An 18,825-nucleotide genomic window follows, 5' to 3' on the forward strand; every position below is an offset into this window, starting at 1 on the left:
AGAGGACTTTGTTTCCTCTTTTTTTTTATCCGTTCGTTTGTAGAATTTAAAAATCACGAGTAGGTAATTAAGCGTCTTACCTCTTTACCACTGATTTAACTAGTCAAGAGAGAACGGAATAATGCTTAAACCCAGCGACAAATGGAATTGGTATTTTGACGAGCAAAAAGCTTGCTTAATGCTGGATCTGGGGGAGGAAATGATTTTCCAAACCAATCTATCCCGAAAATTGTTGGTTAACTGTGCCTTCTCAAACAGTGAATTTACCGTTGATGACGCCAGCGCATTTCAAACGTTTAATGAGCGCATTCGCTGTCTCGATATCAGTGAATATCGCCAAGCTGAATTAACACTGTATTGTGTTGCTGCAAAGCGTTTTCATAAACCTGTACAGCCTAAGAGCTGGTTCTTCGATGCACAGTCCTCTGATTATGAACCTCAAGAAGGGGACATGGTCTTTCTCACAAATCAATATTCTGATGGTATGTTCATCGTTCTAGAACCAGGCGAAACATCGAGCTTATGTGCTTATGTTAACCAAGAAGCCTTTGTTCTTGATGGCAATAAGGCGCTTCAATTTGGGCAGCCGATTAAAGTAATGCATGATCGCATGGCTTGTGCAAATCACCTCTTTGCAATGCCCCCTATGGCAATGGTGGGTTAAAGCTGTTTAATTTTTCTTTATTTCGTTCCTTTGTTTGCCTTAATCGACCTTATTGGGTCGATTTTTTTTGTCCTTTCCTCTGACACTCCAATCCGAAAGACCATGAAACTGTTTGTTTTCTATGCATGCAAACATGAAGCTGGTCACTTTTATTTTACTTATTTCAATTTGATTACTCCTTTAATTAGGCAACCTAGCGCCTAAAACAACCCTATTTATTCCCCTATAAAGGGTATTTGTAAGTAATTTACATCAACCAATCACAGCTGGTATATACCAAAAGGCGTGTAAATAAGTATTCACTTCTTCTAAAGGAAACAAAATACGTTCATGAATGAAAAACATTCAAACTAAAGATGTTGAAAGTTTTAGACCATTTGAGTGGTGATGATTTGAACTAACGGGTGGGAAAATACCTTTAAAAACGAGGCATTGATCGTAAAGTCAGGTATAATTGAAGCCATTTTTTATCAGCGAAAGAACACTATGAATCAATATCTCGCGGTAACTTCAAATGGCATGGAAAATTTGCTTGTTGAAGAACTGACTAAACTAGGCATTGAAAATGCGAAACCAGTACAGGCAGGCGTAAAATTTAAAGCGACAAACGAACAGGTTTATCGCTGTTGTTTGTGGAGCCGTTTAGCGTCTCGATTTGTACGTGTTTTATCTGAGTTCACGTGTAACAACGACATGGACTTGTATCTATCCACTTCCACTATTAACTGGGTTAACCAATTTCATAGCTCTAAACGCTTTGTTGTGGACTTTAACGGCACAAACCGTGAGATTAGAAATAGCCAATACGGGGCTATGAAGGTCAAAGATGGCATCGTAGATTGCTTTGAGAATAAAGGCTTGCCACGTCCTAATATCAGCAAAGAACGCCCAGATATTCGTATTCACGTTCGTTTGCATAAAGATAAAGCGTTGCTTGGGGTAGACATGGTAGGTAGTGGTCTTCATCAGCGTGGTTATCGACCAGAATCGGGTCGTGCGCCATTACGTGAAACGCTTGCTTCTGCGATTATCATGCGTTGTGGCTGGGATGGGCATCAACCATTACTCGATCCAATGTGTGGTTCTGGTACTTTGCTTATTGAAGCGGCAATGATGGCAGCCAACATGGCACCTGGCGTTAAGCGCAAACAATGGGGCTTCGAAGTTTTGGAAGATTTTGAACCGGAGACCTGGGCTGAGATTAAATCAGAGGCTAATGTTCAAGCTAGACGAGGTGTCAGGAAAGTTGACGCTAAGTTTTTTGGATTCGATAACGACCCCAAAGTATTAAAAGTCGCTCAAGAAAACGCCCGCAGAGCAGGTGTTGAAGAGTTGATTGAGTTTGCGCAAGGTGATGCTGCAACTATTACTCGTCCCGCAGGATTTGAACACGGTGTTATCGTTTCAAACCCACCTTACGGTGAGCGTCTAGGAACTGAGCCGGGGCTGATTGCGCTCTATACCGCATTCGGGGGACAGCTAAAATCTGAGTTTGGCGGATGTAAAGCATCTATCTTCTCTAGCTCAGACGAGCTCTTGAGTTGCCTTCGTATGCGCGCTGATAAACAGTTTAAATTGAACAACGGTGCGTTACCGTGTCACCAAAAGAACTACAGCATTGCCGAGCGCAGCGCTGATGAAGTTAAAGGTGCAGATACTAACGTTCAAATCGCACCAGACTTCTCAAACCGTTTGAAGAAAAACATTGGCAAGATTGGCAAGTGGGCGCGTAAAGAGAAACTAGACTGCTATCGTATCTACGATGCAGACCTTCCAGAATACAACGTAGCGATCGACGTGTACGGCGATCAAATTGTGATTCAAGAGTACGCAGCACCTAAGAACATCCCTGAAGAAAAAGCCAAGCGTCGTCTAACGGACATTATCCGTGCGACGATTCAGGTGACCGGTGTCGAAGCGAACAAAGTTGTACTGAAAGTTCGTGAGAAGCAGAAAGGTCGAAGCCAGTACCAAAAATTAGGTCAGGTATCAGAGACGCTCGAAGTAAACGAGTACGGTGTGAAGCTGATCGTGAACCTTCATGACTACCTAGACACAGGCCTGTTCTTGGATCATAAGATCACTCGTCGTCGTCTTGGCGAAATGGCACAGGGTAAAGATTTCCTTAACTTGTTTGCTTACACTGGTAGTGCAACAGTGCACGCTGCAGTTGGTGGTGCGCGTTCCACTACAACTGTCGATATGTCAAACACCTACTTGAACTGGGCGAAAGACAATATGCAGCTTAATGGCTGTGTAGGGCGCCAACATAAATATGAACAAGCGGACTGTTTGCAATGGCTAGAAAACGCAAAAGGTGAGTACGACTTGATCTTTATTGACCCACCTACGTTCTCTAACTCTAAGCGTATGGAAACATCATTCGATGTACAACGTGACCACATTAAGCTAATGAAGAACCTCAAACGTTTACTGAGAAGTGAAGGCACAATCGTATTTTCAAATAACAAACGTCACTTCAAGATGGATGAAGAATCACTCGCTGAATTAGGTTTGAAGGCTCAGAATATTTCTTCTCAAACGTTACCATTAGATTTTGCGCGTAATAAACAGATTCATAACTGTTGGCTAGTAACGCACGCGTAGTATAAACAAAAGGATTAATACGTGCTGATATTGTATAGCACGGAGGGATGCCATCTTTGTGAGATGGCATTTGCTCTAGTAGACCAAGTCGGTTTGGCCGAGCAAACAGATATCATTGATATTGCGTTCGATGATGTACTATTTTCTCGTTACGGCGTCACAATACCCGTATTAAAATATCAAGATTCTGAGTTGAACTGGCCGTTTGACTTAGAACAACTCACACATTGGTTGGATAATAATGGCATTACTTACCATTCATAACGCACAACTTGCATTTGGTGACCACCCATTGCTAGACAAAGCGGAGTTCGCTCTTCAAGAGAACGAACGCGTTTGTTTAGTTGGTCGTAACGGAGCAGGTAAGTCCACGTTAATGAAAGTGCTTGCCGGCGACATTTTGTTGGATGATGGCAAGATTCAAATAACTCAAGACGTAGTAGTTTCTCGGCTTGAACAAGATCCACCGCGCAATCAAGAGGGTACGGTTTACGAATACGTATCTGGCGGTTTGGCTGAAATCGGCGAACAATTGAAGATCTATCACGATCTTCTCGATCTTGTTGCTCAAGACCCAAGTGAGAAGAACATTAACCGTTTGGCGAAAGTTCAAGAGCAGCTTGATCATTCTAATGCTTGGCGCTTTGATGACCGTGTTAACAACGTACTTGGCGCTTTAAAACTAAGCCCAGAAACCAAACTGACCGATCTATCCGGTGGCTGGCAACGTAAAGCTGCTTTAGCTCGTGCTCTGGTTTGTGATCCTGATGTATTGCTTCTTGATGAACCAACAAACCATCTCGATGTGACAACGATCGAATGGTTAGAGAACTTCTTAAAAGACTTCAAAGGCTCGATCATCTTTATTTCTCACGACCGTGCATTCATCAAGTCGATGGCGACACGCATCGTTGACTTAGATCGCGGTCAATTAGCTTCTTTCCCTGGTAATTACGAACAGTATTTGAATGACAAAGAAGAAATGCTTCGCGTCGAAGAAATGCAAAATGCTGAGTTCGATAAGAAACTAGCTCAGGAAGAAGTGTGGATTCGTCAAGGTATTAAAGCACGTCGTACTCGTAATGAAGGCCGTGTTCGAGCCCTTAAAAAACTTCGTGAAGAGCGTCGTGACCGTCGTGAAGTTCAAGGTAAAGTTAACCTAAACATCGATGATGCTTCTCGTTCAGGTAAGATTGTATTTGAAGCAGAAAATGTATCTTTTGCTTACGAAGGCAAGACAATTGTCGACGACTTTAGCTTTAACATCATGCGTGGTGACCGTATTGCACTTATCGGACCAAATGGCTGCGGTAAGAGTACGGTACTTAAATTGCTATTAGGGCAATTGGAAGCGCAGTCTGGTCGTTTACACTGCGGAACAAAATTAGAAGTCGCGTACTTTGATCAGTACCGAGAGATTTTGGATCCAGAAAAGACAGTGATCGATAACTTAGCGGATGGGAAACAAGAAGTAATGGTTGGGGGACGTCAGCGTCATGCGCTGAGTTATCTCCAAGACTTCTTATTTGCACCTAAGCGCGCCAGAACCCCGGTTAAGGCACTTTCCGGTGGTGAGAAAAACCGATTATTGCTAGCCCGTATCTTGTTGAAACCAAACAACTTACTTATTCTTGATGAACCAACTAACGATTTGGATATCGAAACGTTGGAACTTTTAGAAGAAATGCTTGCCAATTATCAGGGTACATTATTGTTAGTGAGTCACGACCGTGAGTTCGTAGACAACACAGTAACAACCAGCTGGATTTTTGAGGGTAACGGTATAATCGAAGAGTTCGTTGGTGGTTATCATGATGCTAAACAGCAGCGTGACCAAGTTCTTGCTTCGCGCAGTCAGGTTGAAAAACCAACGAAGAAAGAGAAAGTGGTTGAGGAAACTCCCAAAACTACGCAACCTAAGAACAATTCGAAGAAGTTATCGTATAAGCTGCAAAGAGAATTAGAGGCTCTACCAGCTAAACTTGAACAATTAGAGTCGGATATCGAGAGCCTTCAGGAGCAAGTGAACGATCCAGAGTTCTTTGCTAAACCTGTAGAGCAAACTCAGCCGGTATTGGAACAGCTTGCTGCACTAGAGCAGGAGTTGGAAATCGCATTCGAGAGATGGGAAGAACTCGAAGCAATGCAACAGGATAGTTAAGAATTCAATGAATTGTAGTAATAAATTCAAATTGACCGCCATTGCAATGATGGTTGGTACCACAATGAACGCACAGGCGGCATTGTATCAAGTTGTTGAGGTTTCACCTCAGGATCATGGTTCAAACGGTGACTACCAAACGGCTTACGGGGTTGCAATTCAACAGGGCGATGCAGGTACAGATCCTTCAACAGGTTCACCTTTCGCTTTAGGCTGCTTTGATGCAGCAGCAAACTGCACGCCAGAGCAGTTTAAACTTGCAATGGAAACTCGCACTACGCCGATTTCAGCGACACAAGCCGTGGATGGGAACAGCTATCGTGAAGAAATCCCATTCGGATTAGACGCTGGCTTTTATTACATCCAAGAACTCAAAGACTTTGAGCGTTACTGTTACAACCAGCTTCGCTATTCCACCTGTGACTCATGGGCTTCAGTAAACTGGACGCCGTGGAATAAAGAACGTAGTAAAGACTTTACTTCTAATGCGTTAGCGTTCATAGAAGAAGATTCTGCTGCTTATAAAAATGAATATAACAATGTTATCAACCAGCTTACCGAGGGTGGTGCAGCTGTCGGTAATCAGAGTAAAGTTAGCACAGAAAATACTTCTACATTAGAAACACGAAATACCGTAGTTGCACCAGTAGAGCCAAATATTCTTACTGGCGATAGTGACGCAAGTGTTGTGCAAAGCCATGCTTGGAGCACAGACGGCATTTTTACTGTTGGCAGTGTTTCTCGAACAGCAAGCAATACCAATGGATCTCACCACACATCAAAAGCAGCGATTTGGGATCAAAGCGGAACCGTCAGTGAATTGGCTTGGCCTAGTGGCACATCTAAAGATGGAGAAAGGTTAGCTCAAGGGAGCATGCGTGACCTTGTCACTGATGGAACAACGGTCTATGGCGTAGGTTACAACACTTACAGTGATGATAACTACCTGAATGCGACTGTTTTTGTCGGAACTCTAGAAGCCGAAGGTAGCGTTGAAAACGCAACTTGGAAAAATAAAGTTGTTGTAGGAGCTAGACAGCGCGAAGGTGATGATACGGTTCATACAAACTCACGCTTAACCGACGTTAACTCTAATTTTGTTGCTATTGGTGAAGCGAAACGTTCGGGCGGATACTTAATGCCAACGGGCTCTGCTCCGAATCGTCTCTTTATCGTAGATGATGTTCGTAAGGATTCTATTAGCGCTTTTTACCCAACTACTGGCATTTTCTTTAGCGGTGCGGGCGGTAAGATGGGCGGTATCAACTCTTACAATGAAATCGTCGGGCAACTTGATGCGGAAACGACTCGTGAAGACGATGGCAAGCCACGTCGTAAGCGCGGTTTTATCTATCCATATAGCCTAGGTGGCGAGACTAGTGAACGTGCTGCAACATTGTTTAATGGAAAAGCTTGGTTCCTAGACAGTTTGACTAATGGCGGTGATTACTCTGAACAAAACAATCAGTTCCGTATTATCGACGCAACTGATATCAATGATGCAGGTGTGATCTCTGGTACTGCTATGAAATGTGCAGGTGGTTATAGCACAACAGCAAACAATGCGACATGTAGCTCTGAAGAGCAAATTGTAGCAGTCAAACTAGTACCTATTGCTGACGCAATTAAGGACGACATCGTATCTCGAAGCATTGACTCAACGACGACAGAGCGTCAAGGTGCAGGCCTTGGTTGGTTAGCTTTGACCATGCTTGGATTGTTTGGGTTCCGTAGAAAATAGTTAAAAATCGTCAGTAATTTTTAAATCAAGCAGAGGCTCACACATTTGAGTCTCTGCTTTTTTTATGCCTTGAGAAATTGCCTACTTTGATCGATTCTTATAAGTGGAGTCATAAAAACTCCATCAAAGTTTCACAATAACAGCTGTACGTTAGTAAATGGACCTGTATGAGGAATTAACTATGAAGAGACAAAAGCGTGATCGCCTAGAACGAGCTCAATCTCAAGGCTACAAAGCTGGATTGAATGGAAGGTCTCAAGAGGCTTGCCCATATCAACAAGTTGATGCTCGGTCGTATTGGTTAGGTGGTTGGCGTGATGCCAGAGATGAAAGACAATCTGGTCTCTACAAATAAACTCTCCACATACAAAAAGAAGGATTCGAAAGGGCTCTACGGAGCCTTTTCTACATTATAGGGACATAGGGAAGTAGGTTAACACTCGATAACAAAAAGGCTCCTAAATAGGAGCCTTAATAAATCGATTAAAATCGTGATTAGAAGCTTGAAGTGTCTTGGAACAAGCCAACTTTCAAATCTTTTGCTACGTAGATTTCTTTGCCGTCCACACATACACGACCGTCAGCCAAACCCATCACAAGCTTACGGTTTACAACGCGTTTCATGTGGATTTCGTACGTCACTTTTTTCGCTGTTGGCAGGATCTGACCTGTAAACTTCACTTCGCCAACACCCAGAGCACGACCTTTTCCTTTGCCACCAACCCAGCCAAGGAAGAAACCAACAAGTTGCCACATCGCATCAAGGCCAAGACAACCCGGCATTACTGGGTCGCCAGGGAAGTGGCAGTCAAAGAACCACAAATCTGGAGTAATATCCAATTCCGCCAAGATCAAACCTTTACCAAAATCGCCTTCAGTCTCAGACATTTTAGTAACACGATCCATCATTAGCATGTTTGGCGCAGGAAGCTGAGGGTAACCAGGCCCAAACAGTTCGCCTTGGCTAGAAGCAAGTAGATCGTCACGGTTATAAGAATCACGTTTGTTTTGCATTATCAATTACTCCAATTTTTGATAGCTGCATCTTAGTGAACACGTGTACGCTAAACAACTCCGATCAGTACTAGACAAACCAGTTTTTGATGCGCTGCACAATTCCTTCTGGATGCTCATGTCTTTCAAAGTTTTCAATACGTTCCGCTATTTTGCCAATAATGCTATCGTCTTCACCTCTAAAAGGTTTATTCATTACAATCGGAATAGCTTCATCTACGGTAGAAACGGACCAAATATGGAACTCACCATTTTTAATGCTTTCTATTACATCTTTATGTAATGCAAGGTGTTTAAGGTTTGATTTTGGCATCACAACACCTTGATTTCCTGTAAAACCTTGATGTTTACAAACCTGATAAAAACCTTCAATTTTTTCGTTCAAGCCACCAACGGCTTGCACTCGACCAAACTGATCAACAGCCCCTGTAACCGCAACTTGTTGATTAATTGGAGATTCAGATAAAGCACTTACCAAGCAACAAAGTTCTGCAAGAGATGCGCTGTCACCATCAACTTCACTATAAGACTGTTCAAATACGATGGAGGCTGAGTAAGGCAGTGGTTCATCCAGTTTCAGAGCAGAGCTCAAGAAAGCTTGCATAATCATCATGCCTTTTGCATGTAGATTGCCTCCAAGCTCAGCTTTGCGCTCAACATCGGAAACATCGCCATCACCAAAATGAATTACACAAGATATTCGTGCAGGCTCACCATAGCTGACAGGGTGCCCAGCCATATCAATAACGGTTAGGCCATTGATTTGACCAACTTGTTCCCCAGTTGTCTCAATGATGACTTGGCCATCTAAAATATCGTACACGGCACGCTGAGGAAGGTAAGATTCTCGGTAATACTTGTCGTCAATCGCTTTATCTAACGACTTGTAATCTAATGCGTGACCATCACTGAACTGGCTGGCAAGCGTTAGAAGTTGAGAGTGCCACATTACTCCTAAAGGCAGATAATGTTGATCTTCAGTAAATCTCATACCGGCTAGCAACAATCTTCTAAAACCACATTCAGTTAAGTGAGGCAGCTGATATTGAGAACATATCCAGTTCACTAAACCAAAGTAATCTGTCAAATTCTGCTCTGACAGATGAATATCTTCTTCAACTTCCGTATACATGGCAAAGCCAGAACAGAAGTCTTCATCGATGTATTCTAGCTCTGCTAACTGACTTCTTTCTCCTGTTACAATCAGTTTTACATCATAAGCTTTAGCTTGCGGTACTGAAGTAGGTAAACGAGTAGGGCTTAGGTTCAGTGGCTCGATAAGGTTTTGTTGAATTGCAGACTTTATATTTGGCCAAAGCCCTGGGTTAGCCAAAATTAGATTAGCCGGTACAATTAAGTAACCGTTATCTGCCTGTGAAATTAAACCAGGTTGGAAGGCAATATCACCACTTACATCAACACTGTAACGGTCAAATAAACGTTTGGCATCAAGTGATTCCGAAAAAACTATCGCAGCGTTAGACTGGCTCTGAAGAGCTTTACTGATGAACTCTCTATATACAGAATTATCTACGCAGTTAATGAGTAGTACTCGCGTCAATCCGGAAATTTTTGAAAAACGAGATATCGTTGCCGACATTCTCGGTTGGAGATCAGTAAAAGACTTCTTTGTTAACGAAGGTGCAGACTTTAAAAGTGCTTCGTACTGCTCAAGTGAAGGTGTTACGTCTTGCCAATTAAGTTGGTTCATTAAAATTCATCGTAATTCAATCTTGCCGACATTATAACGAAACGGACTATAACACCCTAGCACCAATTTGGTTTGCTCTCGGCATTCATCTCTCAATGAACAATACTTAGACAAATGAGTGATCAACATCGATACTTCTAAGAGTTTTATTTGCCCAAGTAAACCATCTGGGTTACGCTGTCACTAGGTTATGTTTATGGGTCGGAACAAATGAAATATCAGCAGCTTGAGAATCTAGAATGTGGGTGGAAATGGAAGTATCTCATCAAAAAATGGAAAGATGGTGAAGCGATTACCCGACATATTGATACAAGCGAAGCAGATGCAGCGGTCGCAGAACTAAAACGCCTTGAACACGAGCCTACACTTGTCTTAGCTTGGATAGAAAACCACATGTCAGAAGAGTTAGATAATAAACTCAAGCAGGCTATCCGAGCGAAACGGAAACGTCACTTCAATGCAGAGCAAGTCCATACAAAGAAGAAATCCATTGATTTAGATTACCGAGTTTGGGAAAAGCTTTCTAGTAGAGCGAATGAACTTGGTTGTACGTTATCTGACGCAATTGAATATTTGCTTTCCGAAGCGTCGAGAAGTGAAAAAGCGAGTCAAAAAGTTACCTCAATTAAAGAGGATTTGAGTAAATTGCTATCTAGCTAGGATAGGGAGTGCCAAATGTTATATGTAATCTTAATTGCAGCCATCGTGATCTTTTGGTTGATCGCAGTCGATAGGCCGGTGTTAAAAGTAAAGTTCGATAATGGCCATATTAGTAACGTAAAAGGGCATCTACCTCCTTCTTTCAAACACAACTTACAGGATATTAGTGAGCATAACCCGTTTACTGGTGAAATGAAGGTGTATAGCCAACGAACAGGAATGCGCTTAAGCTTTTCCAAAGGCATTCCCAAAAAAGTTCAACAGAGGATTCGTAACGTTTTTCCGCACCAGGGCTTCAAAGCAAACAAAGGCAAGAAGCGCGCTTAATTACATATCAGTTACTTCATCATGTTAAATGGGACGCAATGTGGCGTCCCATTTTCGTATCTACAGAAAAATTACTTATCATCGAACAATCAACAACATAAACGGACCAAAACGATGAGATACGTTGTAACTTTAATGGTATTGATCTTTGCAAGTAATTCAGTTTTTGCTGACGATTCAGAAACGAACCTGTTGGCTAAAAAGATTAAGACTAAGCTTCAAAAGAAAGTAGACAATAAGTTTGATGGCTATCAAGGTTATTGTGACGTCATGATAGAAATGGAGCACAAAAGTAAAAACGCAGTATTAAAAAGAGTAACCAGCAGTGGTGACCAAAAAGTGTGTAGGTACGTTAAGTCCAACTTGAAGAAAGGAAAACGCTATCGTTACAAATACCCCGAAAAGTACATTCGCCTCCATATAACCACAGGCTTATAATTGTTTCAGAACGCAACTGAGCTCGTGATTTTTGGCAGATTTCGTTGCGGAGCGATTAGAGCGTTTAGCTGATTTTTGCTGTTGTACGAGGCGAGTATGAAAGGCTTTTTTGTTTGGTAGCGCTTAAGTTAGTAATCGTGATGCCATTGAGTGGCAAATTCAGTGAGTTGGCCATCATCACCATACATAGATTGATTCAGGTGCTTACGGAAGGACACGCCAGTAAGTCGGGGACTAAGCGCGCATCAATTTTCAATAAGAGATTTGATTTGCTTCGTAAGCATAACCACAAACCAAACTAGCGATGGCAAGTCCACAGGAACCTCGGTTAAAGCCTCAAAAGCAAACAATGTTGTTAATCTTAGGAGGACATTTTAAAGTAGCTAAAACCGGACATTATTGCTTTGAGATCTCACTCCTTAGTGCGCATTATATGTGTTATGTTAAATTATGTATTGCTGTACGCTAAATGTTGTCTGAGTATGCTCCTATTCCCCTGCAGATTTTAAATTTAAGGGCCTTACAGTGAGCATTAAACATAATCGTTATTTACCATAAAATACTTAATATAGATCTTAATAATCTATCGATTGTTAAGATCTATATTAACGCCTTTTTACTTATTGAAATGACTGTATAGCTTCAAAGATATCTTGTCTTCTAACTGGCTTGGAAATGAATCCGTCCATCCCGGCATCCAGGCATTTATCTCTATCGCTTTCTAGCGCATGTGCAGTTAACGCTATAATTGGAGTCTTGAGGCCTTTATCTCGAATAAGCCTTGTTGCAGTAATTCCATCCATCACCGGCATCGAGACATCCATGAGAATCAAATCGATTAAATCCTCATGCTCCTCTAAAAATGTTAATGCCTCTGCTCCATGGCTTGCGATATGAACATTATGGCCAAGCTTATTTAAGATAAGCTTTATTACGAACTGATTCGACTCGGTATCTTCTACGACGAGAAGTTCCATTGCTTTTGTCGGTTGATTGGTTTCGATTCTAACTGGACGATTTTGATTACAACGAGTCAAAACTGGAATCGAAATCGTAAAGGTTGAACCAACATGCTCATCACTTTTAACGGCAATCTTTCCACGCATCATTTCAACTAAATGCTTGGTTATTGCGAGCCCCAGTCCTGTACCACCGAAGCGTCTCGTGATGGAACGGTCTCCTTGATGAAATGCCGTAAACAAGTGCTCTTGCTTTGCTTTAGATATACCAATTCCAGTGTCAGATATTGAGATCACAAGTTCAGCATCTTGCTCAGATACAGAAACTTTTACTTCACCTTCGTCTGTAAACTTTATTGCATTCCCTATTAGATTAAACAGGATTTGAGATAACCGCGTGGAGTCAATCCAAAATTGTTTGTCATTAGTGACAGTACAGTTGAGTTTAAATTGGAGATTTTTCTTCTTAGCTATTTGTTTTTGCTGAGAAATGACAAAAGTGACAGTGTCTCTTAAATTAATCCATTGTTCATTGAGCTGAAAGCGACCTGACTCGATTTTAGAGAGATCAAGAATGTCACTGATTATCGCGAGAAGTAACTCTGCAGAGCACTCCATTTGGCTCAACGCATCAATTTGTTCTTCTGACAAGGTTGATTGCTTCAGTATATCTAGCATTCCAAGAACGGAATTTAAAGGGGTTCTTATTTCATGGCTCATCATCGCTAAGAACTCCGACTTAGAGCGGTTCGCAAGCTCTGCTTCTTCTCTTGCTTTAGCGAGCTGAGTTGTTCTTACCTCAACGATACGTTGTAACTTCTCTTTGGTCTCGATATCAATGACCGCCCTTTCAATTAAGGGACGAAACCGCCTCAAGGTTTCCTTATTCTCTATGCTAAAGTGCCCTTTCTGAGCTCCAATAAGTAGGATTACGGTTTGCGTTACTTCTGAACGTATACCAGTTAAAACGACCGAGTTTACATGGCTTTTTATAAAGCTGTTTAAGTTAACAAACTCAGCGAGTTTATCTGGCTCGAACAGTAGAATGCATTCACCATTGAGAGCTCTTTGATAGGTGTTACCGTGTAACCAGGATACATTATCAAATACGCTATTAGTTGATATCAATGTCTTGAAGGGATATCGTTCACCATCACGAGTCAGTACAATAAAATCATCGAAGTTGATGTACTTTTTGAGGACATTGTTTAATCCCGTAAATATCTCATGCCGATTCTTTGCCTCACTCATCGCAGATATCGCGGAAAGAATGGCCTTGTTTTCATCAGCGAGTAGTCGTTCTCTTTGTCTAGCCTGCTTTAGCTCAACTAACGCTTCTTGAAGCGCTTCCTGTTGATATATGTCTAAGTATTTATCTTTCATAAGGTTTATGGAATATAGCCGATGAAATCATCAGGTTTCCATGTCCATTCTCACCACCAATAAATCTACCTTGCTCGCCGAAAGTAAAAGGGCAAATAAAAGGCAAATGTTCTAGTTCTTGGTTAATTTGTTCACAAACGCTATTCATGTCTTGCATTAAGTGCAACATGGGACCTGCGCAAAAGATATTTATCACTCCAATTTTTCGAGACTCTTCTAATTTTTGGTTAAAAGCGGCATTGACGACTTTTGCAGCGCGCGCAACGAGATGCTCACGACTTCCTTTCATTAATGTGAGCTCGTCACCCTCTTCTATTCGTGTAAACAACTCGATTCCACCATCTGGCGTCTCACGGATCGGATGGGATAACTTGTAATATGGGCGATCATAGAGATGACCTGCGATCCGCCCTAATGGATAAGCACTCGAGTTTGTAAACAGCATATTATCTTTACCTACTTGGTTATCCTGGTGATTTGTCCACCTTCTATAAACATTGAGCGCAGGTTCATTATCAATTTCAAGTAAGCATCTATCGTTGGTCTTGGTTGCAACACCTTTGATATTAGTTGGTGTATGCCCAGCGCTGAAAGCGATATCAACAGGTTGAGAGGAGTAAAAGAGAGTTAAGCTTAAACCTGAAGTTTGAGAGCCTTGGGCGGTTATCACAGACCATTTCCCAGCGATGTTATTATCAGCGGCCGAACCACCAATAATTGGAATTAGAGTTCCAAATCTTTCATCTATAGACGCAATGATTGATTCCTCTTGCCCTGGTGTAGCATGAAGTAGAATTAAGTTTGGTACCTCTCCTACACGGTTTGCGTTCTCAAGGGCCATATCCAAAGCCTTGGTGACGCTGTCACCTGAGTTGTGATTAGAAATACCAGTACCATAAGCATGAGGACCTGTATCATAAACAGCAAGTGCCGCAATTACTGGTCCTGTATGAAAGCCCTGATCTGTCATTACGGCTTGACATGAACTGGCGCCATGAAAAGGCACACCAGGAAAATGCGCAAGAAACGCTTCTCGAATCAACTCGAAATTGTATTCTTCCGTGTAGTAACACATCACGTAAGACAAGTTCTGTTGTGTCAATTCTGACCTGAGCGTTTTTATCGCTGAGTCTTCATCTTTAATATGAGTAAAAACTGATTGGCAATGCATACGATTTTATAATTGGATATCACTCTGCTGTTATACCATTCCAACCAATTTTCTCTAGGTAAGAAGGTGTTAATTTCATTAATAAGTTACGATTATCTCGTGATAGATCGTATTTATAATTGAACTACAACAATGTTTTCACCTTTTTTAAAGGTGATTTTTTTCGATTCAGGCATGATGTCCCATTCAACTGACTTATGCTTTTCGTTGAGATTGATAAAATTACCAGATTGATTTAGATCAATTTTTAGAGTGCTACTTTCTGTCGTTTCGAGCGAAATTCCCATTGAGTCACGATTAATCGTGATTATTTCTCCTTCAATTGTTACATCGCATCGTTCTTTTTGTGAACAGTCAACGCTATTAACGCTCTCGTGTGTAAAGGTACGCCAGAAAAATGCGCCTATTAAAACACTGAGCATGATTAAGATTTGTGCAAGTCGCGCCTTTGTTAACTTTTGTGCAGGCATAATTACTAATATCCTTGTTACAAACTTCAAACTTTTTAAATAAAAAATGATTTCCAGAGGTCCAGTAAGGTTACTACCCTGTCATTGAATTGTTAATTCAAGTATAGTGTCACGCTGAAAATGCCACTTTTTATTAAAGTCAGCAATGGAAATAAGGTGATGATAACACTTGAATTCTAGAGTTTACTTGGGTGGTGTTACGACGCAAGTCGTGTTGGAAGTAAAAGTGTAGTTAATTAGAAATTGGAAGCATGCAAATGAGCCAAGTAAAGCAGCTTGAACAAAACTACAACTATACAGTCGTTCGCCAATTTACCCTTGTGACCATTTTATGGGGCATAGTTGGTATGGCTGTTGGTGTTTTGATTGCCGCTCAATTAGTTTGGCCACAGCTAAACTTTGATACGCCGTGGTTGACGTACAGTCGCTTACGTCCACTGCATACTAATGCGGTAATTTTTGCGTTTGGTACCAGTGCTCTGTTCGCAACGTCTTATTATGTTGTACAGCGCACATGTCAAACACGTCTTTTTGGTGGCCCACTCGTTGCCTTCACCTTTTGGGGTTGGCAAGCAATCATCCTGGCAGCAGCCATTACTTTGCCTCTCGGTTTAACATCGGGTAAAGAGTATGCTGAGCTAGAATGGCCTATTGATATCGCAATTGCGCTAATATGGGTATCATATGCGGTGGTGTTCTTCGGCACACTAGTGAAGCGAAACACGTCACATATTTATGTGGCAAACTGGTTCTTCGGTGCCTTTATTATCACAGTAGCAGTACTTCACATCGTGAACAGCATGGCTATTCCTGTGTCACTTGGTAAATCTTACTCGATTTACTCGGGCGCAGTGGATGCGATGGTTCAGTGGTGGTATGGACACAATGCGGTAGGTTTCCTACTGACCGCTGGTTTCCTAGGTATGATGTACTACTTCGTTCCTAAACAAGCTGAACGTCCTGTTTATTCTTACCGTCTATCTATCGTTCACTTCTGGGCACTTATTTCTCTATATATTTGGGCAGGCCCTCACCACCTTCATTATACAGCGCTACCAGACTGGACTCAGTCTCTAGGTATGGTTATGTCGCTGGTTCTATTTGCTCCTTCTTGGGGTGGTATGATCAACGGTATTATGACGTTATCTGGTGCATGGCATAAGCTTCGTTATGACCCTATCCTACGTTTCCTAATCGTTTCACTGTCGTTCTACGGTATGTCTACCTTTGAAGGCCCGATGATGTCGATTAAGACGGTTAACGCACTTTCTCACTACACAGACTGGACCATTGGTCACGTTCACTCTGGTGCGTTAGGTTGGGTTGCGATGGTTTCTATCGGCTCTGTATATCACTTGGTACCTCGCCTATTTGGCCAAGAGCGTATGTACTCTGTTGGTCTAGTTAATGTGCATTTCTGGCTAGCAACAATCGGTACCGTTCTTTACATCGTTGCGATGTGGATCTCTGGTGTAATGCAAGGTCTTATGTGGCGCGCGGTTAACTCTGACGGTACGCTAACTTACAGTTTTGTTGAATCTGTAGAAGCGTCTTATCCGTTCTACTTTGTACGTTTCCTAGGCGGATTTATCTTCCTATCTGGTATGTTCCTAATGGCATACAACACGTACAAAACGGTAAGTGCACCTAAAGAAAGCCTAAAAGCTATCCCACATCCGGCATAAGGAGATTTAAGAATGAGTAATAATTCTAATAATCGCCATGAAATCTTAGAACGTAATGTCGGTTTGTTGGCTATTTTTATCGTGTTTGCTATCAGTTGGGGTGCTCTTGTAGAGATCACTCCTCTGATTTTCCAAAAGCAAACGACTGAACCTGTAGAAAATCTGCGCGCTTACACTCCTTTGGAGATGGAAGGCCGTGATATCTACATCCGTGAAGGTTGTAACGTCTGTCACAGCCAGATGGTTCGTCCTTTCCGCTCAGAGACTGAACGTTACGGTCACTACTCTGTTGCTGGTGAGAGTGTTTGGGAACACCCATTCCTTTGGGGCTCTAAGCGTACAGGCCCGGATTTAGCTCGTGTTGGTGGTCGTTATTCTGACGAATGGCACCGTGTTCACCTGTTAGATCCTCGTGAGCTTGTACCTGAGTCAAACATGCCAGGTTTCCCGTGGCTAGCTGAAAACGTTTTAGACGGTAAGCTAACTCAGAAGAAACTTGAGCTATTTCGTGATCAGTTCGGCGTTCCATACACTGATGAAGAGATCGCGAATTCGGCTAAAGAAGTAGAAGGTAAAACAGAGATGGATGCAATCATCGCTTACCTTCAGTCTCTTGGTCATGCAATGAAGTAAGGGGATCATATGGATTTCGGTACAATTCATAGTATTTATACCGTTGTGCTCTTCGCTAGTTTTATTGGCATCGTATGGTGGGCATTTAGTAAAAAGCGTAAAGCACGCTTTGAAGAAGATGCCAACTTGGTGTTTGCTGACGAAGAACAAAAGACCCCTAATAACCAAGGAGTGAAGAAGTAATGACTACATTCTGGAGTCTCTGGATTATCGTGATTACTGTCGGTACGCTAGTAGGCTGTGCGATTCTCCTGACTTGGTGCGCTAAAGATAAAATGGGCGTCGAGGAAGGGGAAGACATGGGCCACGAGTACGATGGTATTCGCGAGCTAAACAACCCTCTACCAAAGTGGTGGACTTACCTGTTTGTAAGCACATTTGTGTTCGCAGCAGTTTACCTTGCCCTATTCCCAGGTCTAGGTAGCTTCAAGGGCTTTTTAAACTGGCAGAGTTCGGCTCAAACCGTTCGCTCACTAGAAGAGTCAAAAGAAGCCATCGCTGCAGCACAAGAGAACAAGCAACTAAACCAATATGCAAAAGAACTGGATGATGCCGACGCTTACTTCGGCGAAGCATTCCGTAAACTTGCGCACAATGACAGTGGTCTACGCCCAATTCCTGAAATTGCGCAAGATCCTGAAGCATTAAAAGTTGGTCAGCGTTTGTTTTTGCAAAACTGTTCTCAATGCCATGGCTCTGATGCACGTGGTCAGAAAGGCTTCCCTAACCTGACTGATGATGCATGGCTATATGGTGGCGAGCCAGCAGCGATCGTTACAACCATCATGCACGGCCGTATTGGTCAAATGCCAGCATGGAAAGATGCCCTTGGTGAGCAAGGTGTTCAAGAAGTTGTAAGTTACACACTTAGTTTATCTGGTCGTAAAGTAAATGCTCGTGAAGCCGCGGCAGGTAAAGCACGCTTCGTAGTGTGTGCTGCTTGTCATGGTACCGATGGTAAGGGTAACCCTGCAGTCGGTGCGCCTGACCTTACAGACCAAGACTGGTTATTTGGTGACTCTCGTGCAGCTGTAACAGAAACCGTAATGAACGGACGCTCAGGCGTAATGCCTGCGTGGAAAGACATTTTGGGTGAAGATAAAGTTCAGCTCGTTGCCTCATATGTCTGGAGTTTAAGTAACTCAGAGAGTAAGTAACTGAGATATTACGTAACATAGCAATAACAGCCCCTTTCATAGGG

At 42.3% G+C, this 18,825-nt stretch carries 18 protein-coding genes; 13 read left to right on the top strand and 5 right to left on the bottom strand.

What is annotated here, in order from left to right; all coding sequences use genetic code 11:
* Positions 1 to 121 precede the first annotated feature (121 nt).
* The 6 genes from R7E00_RS06915 (at position 122) to rmf (ending at position 7,528) form a co-directional block, all read left to right on the top strand.
* On the top strand, positions 122 to 664 hold the full coding sequence (locus tag R7E00_RS06915; protein WP_258481656.1) for a cell division protein ZapC: 543 nt from the start codon (positions 122 to 124) through the stop codon (positions 662 to 664).
* A 486-nt stretch (positions 665 to 1,150) separates the two neighbouring features.
* Positions 1,151 to 3,271 carry a bifunctional 23S rRNA (guanine(2069)-N(7))-methyltransferase RlmK/23S rRNA (guanine(2445)-N(2))-methyltransferase RlmL gene (gene rlmKL, locus R7E00_RS06920; RefSeq protein WP_258473518.1) on the top strand — a complete coding sequence of 707 codons (2,121 nt, stop codon included), beginning with the start codon at positions 1,151 to 1,153 and terminating at the stop codon, positions 3,269 to 3,271.
* A gap of 21 nt (positions 3,272 to 3,292) precedes the next feature.
* Entirely contained in the window at positions 3,293 to 3,535 is a 243-nt protein-coding gene (locus R7E00_RS06925) for a glutaredoxin family protein (RefSeq protein WP_017821808.1), read from the top strand.
* The gene (locus tag R7E00_RS06930; RefSeq protein ID WP_137282029.1) at positions 3,513 to 5,432 is read left to right on the top strand and encodes an ABC transporter ATP-binding protein; all 1,920 of its coding nucleotides are present in this window, start codon (positions 3,513 to 3,515) and stop codon (positions 5,430 to 5,432) included. The genes R7E00_RS06925 and R7E00_RS06930 overlap by 23 nt, the downstream gene beginning before the upstream one ends.
* Positions 5,433 to 5,439: 7 nt before the next feature.
* Positions 5,440 to 7,173 (top strand): DUF3466 family protein, encoded by a 1,734-nt coding sequence (locus tag R7E00_RS06935; protein WP_262606065.1) that lies wholly within the window; start codon positions 5,440 to 5,442, stop codon positions 7,171 to 7,173.
* A 181-nt stretch (positions 7,174 to 7,354) separates the two neighbouring features.
* A complete protein-coding gene (rmf, locus tag R7E00_RS06940; protein WP_005377453.1) occupies positions 7,355 to 7,528 on the top strand; it encodes a ribosome modulation factor in 174 nt (57 codons plus the stop codon).
* A 140-nt stretch (positions 7,529 to 7,668) separates the two neighbouring features.
* Here rmf and fabA read toward each other — a convergent pair whose 3' ends face one another.
* Complete coding sequence (fabA, locus tag R7E00_RS06945; RefSeq protein ID WP_005390081.1) at positions 7,669 to 8,187, bottom strand: bifunctional 3-hydroxydecanoyl-ACP dehydratase/trans-2-decenoyl-ACP isomerase; 519 nt, start codon at positions 8,185 to 8,187, stop codon at positions 7,669 to 7,671.
* A gap of 70 nt (positions 8,188 to 8,257) precedes the next feature.
* Complete coding sequence (locus R7E00_RS06950; protein WP_170890639.1) at positions 8,258 to 9,898, bottom strand: AAA family ATPase; 1,641 nt, start codon at positions 9,896 to 9,898, stop codon at positions 8,258 to 8,260.
* A gap of 210 nt (positions 9,899 to 10,108) precedes the next feature.
* Here R7E00_RS06950 and matP point away from each other — a divergent pair, with 210 nt between their 5' ends.
* The 3 genes from matP (at position 10,109) to R7E00_RS06965 (ending at position 11,323) form a co-directional block, all read left to right on the top strand.
* A complete protein-coding gene (matP, locus tag R7E00_RS06955; RefSeq protein WP_005396497.1) occupies positions 10,109 to 10,558 on the top strand; it encodes a macrodomain Ter protein MatP in 450 nt (149 codons plus the stop codon).
* 15 nt (positions 10,559 to 10,573) lie between these two features.
* Positions 10,574 to 10,885, top strand: coding sequence for a DUF3634 family protein (locus R7E00_RS06960; RefSeq protein ID WP_005377468.1), 312 nt, complete (start codon positions 10,574 to 10,576; stop codon positions 10,883 to 10,885).
* 114 nt (positions 10,886 to 10,999) lie between these two features.
* Positions 11,000 to 11,323: a hypothetical protein gene (locus tag R7E00_RS06965; RefSeq protein ID WP_213907961.1), complete on the top strand. Its 324-nt coding sequence runs from the start codon at positions 11,000 to 11,002 to the stop codon at positions 11,321 to 11,323.
* 620 nt (positions 11,324 to 11,943) lie between these two features.
* Here R7E00_RS06965 and R7E00_RS06970 read toward each other — a convergent pair.
* From R7E00_RS06970 to R7E00_RS06980, 3 genes are all read right to left on the bottom strand, one after another.
* Positions 11,944 to 13,665, bottom strand: a complete 1,722-nt coding sequence (locus R7E00_RS06970) for an ATP-binding protein (RefSeq protein ID WP_213971245.1) — start codon at positions 13,663 to 13,665, stop codon at positions 11,944 to 11,946.
* On the bottom strand, positions 13,655 to 14,836 hold the full coding sequence (locus tag R7E00_RS06975; protein WP_017634895.1) for an FIST signal transduction protein: 1,182 nt from the start codon (positions 14,834 to 14,836) through the stop codon (positions 13,655 to 13,657). Before R7E00_RS06975 ends, R7E00_RS06970 begins: the two co-directional genes overlap by 11 nt.
* 113 nt (positions 14,837 to 14,949) lie before the next feature.
* Positions 14,950 to 15,306 (bottom strand): hypothetical protein, encoded by a 357-nt coding sequence (locus R7E00_RS06980; RefSeq protein WP_005377473.1) that lies wholly within the window; start codon positions 15,304 to 15,306, stop codon positions 14,950 to 14,952.
* Between the two features lie 257 nt (positions 15,307 to 15,563).
* Here R7E00_RS06980 and ccoN point away from each other — a divergent pair, with 257 nt between their 5' ends.
* From ccoN to ccoP, 4 genes are read left to right on the top strand one after another with little or no spacing between them, the layout of a single operon-like run.
* Positions 15,564 to 16,991, top strand: coding sequence for a cytochrome-c oxidase, cbb3-type subunit I (gene ccoN, locus R7E00_RS06985; protein ID WP_033905306.1), 1,428 nt, complete (start codon positions 15,564 to 15,566; stop codon positions 16,989 to 16,991).
* Positions 16,992 to 17,003: 12 nt separating this feature from the next.
* Positions 17,004 to 17,624, top strand: coding sequence for a cytochrome-c oxidase, cbb3-type subunit II (ccoO, locus tag R7E00_RS06990; protein ID WP_005377475.1), 621 nt, complete (start codon positions 17,004 to 17,006; stop codon positions 17,622 to 17,624).
* A 9-nt stretch (positions 17,625 to 17,633) separates the two neighbouring features.
* Positions 17,634 to 17,807 carry a cbb3-type cytochrome oxidase subunit 3 gene (locus R7E00_RS06995; protein WP_005377485.1) on the top strand — a complete coding sequence of 58 codons (174 nt, stop codon included), beginning with the start codon at positions 17,634 to 17,636 and terminating at the stop codon, positions 17,805 to 17,807.
* Positions 17,807 to 18,781, top strand: a complete 975-nt coding sequence (ccoP, locus tag R7E00_RS07000; RefSeq protein ID WP_005377487.1) for a cytochrome-c oxidase, cbb3-type subunit III — start codon at positions 17,807 to 17,809, stop codon at positions 18,779 to 18,781. Before R7E00_RS06995 ends, ccoP begins: the two co-directional genes overlap by 1 nt.
* The last annotated feature ends 44 nt before the right edge of the window (positions 18,782 to 18,825 follow it).

This window comes from Vibrio sp. Vb1755, from assembly GCF_033338635.1.
In the GTDB taxonomy this organism is placed as follows: Bacteria; Pseudomonadota; Gammaproteobacteria; order Enterobacterales; family Vibrionaceae; genus Vibrio; species Vibrio alginolyticus.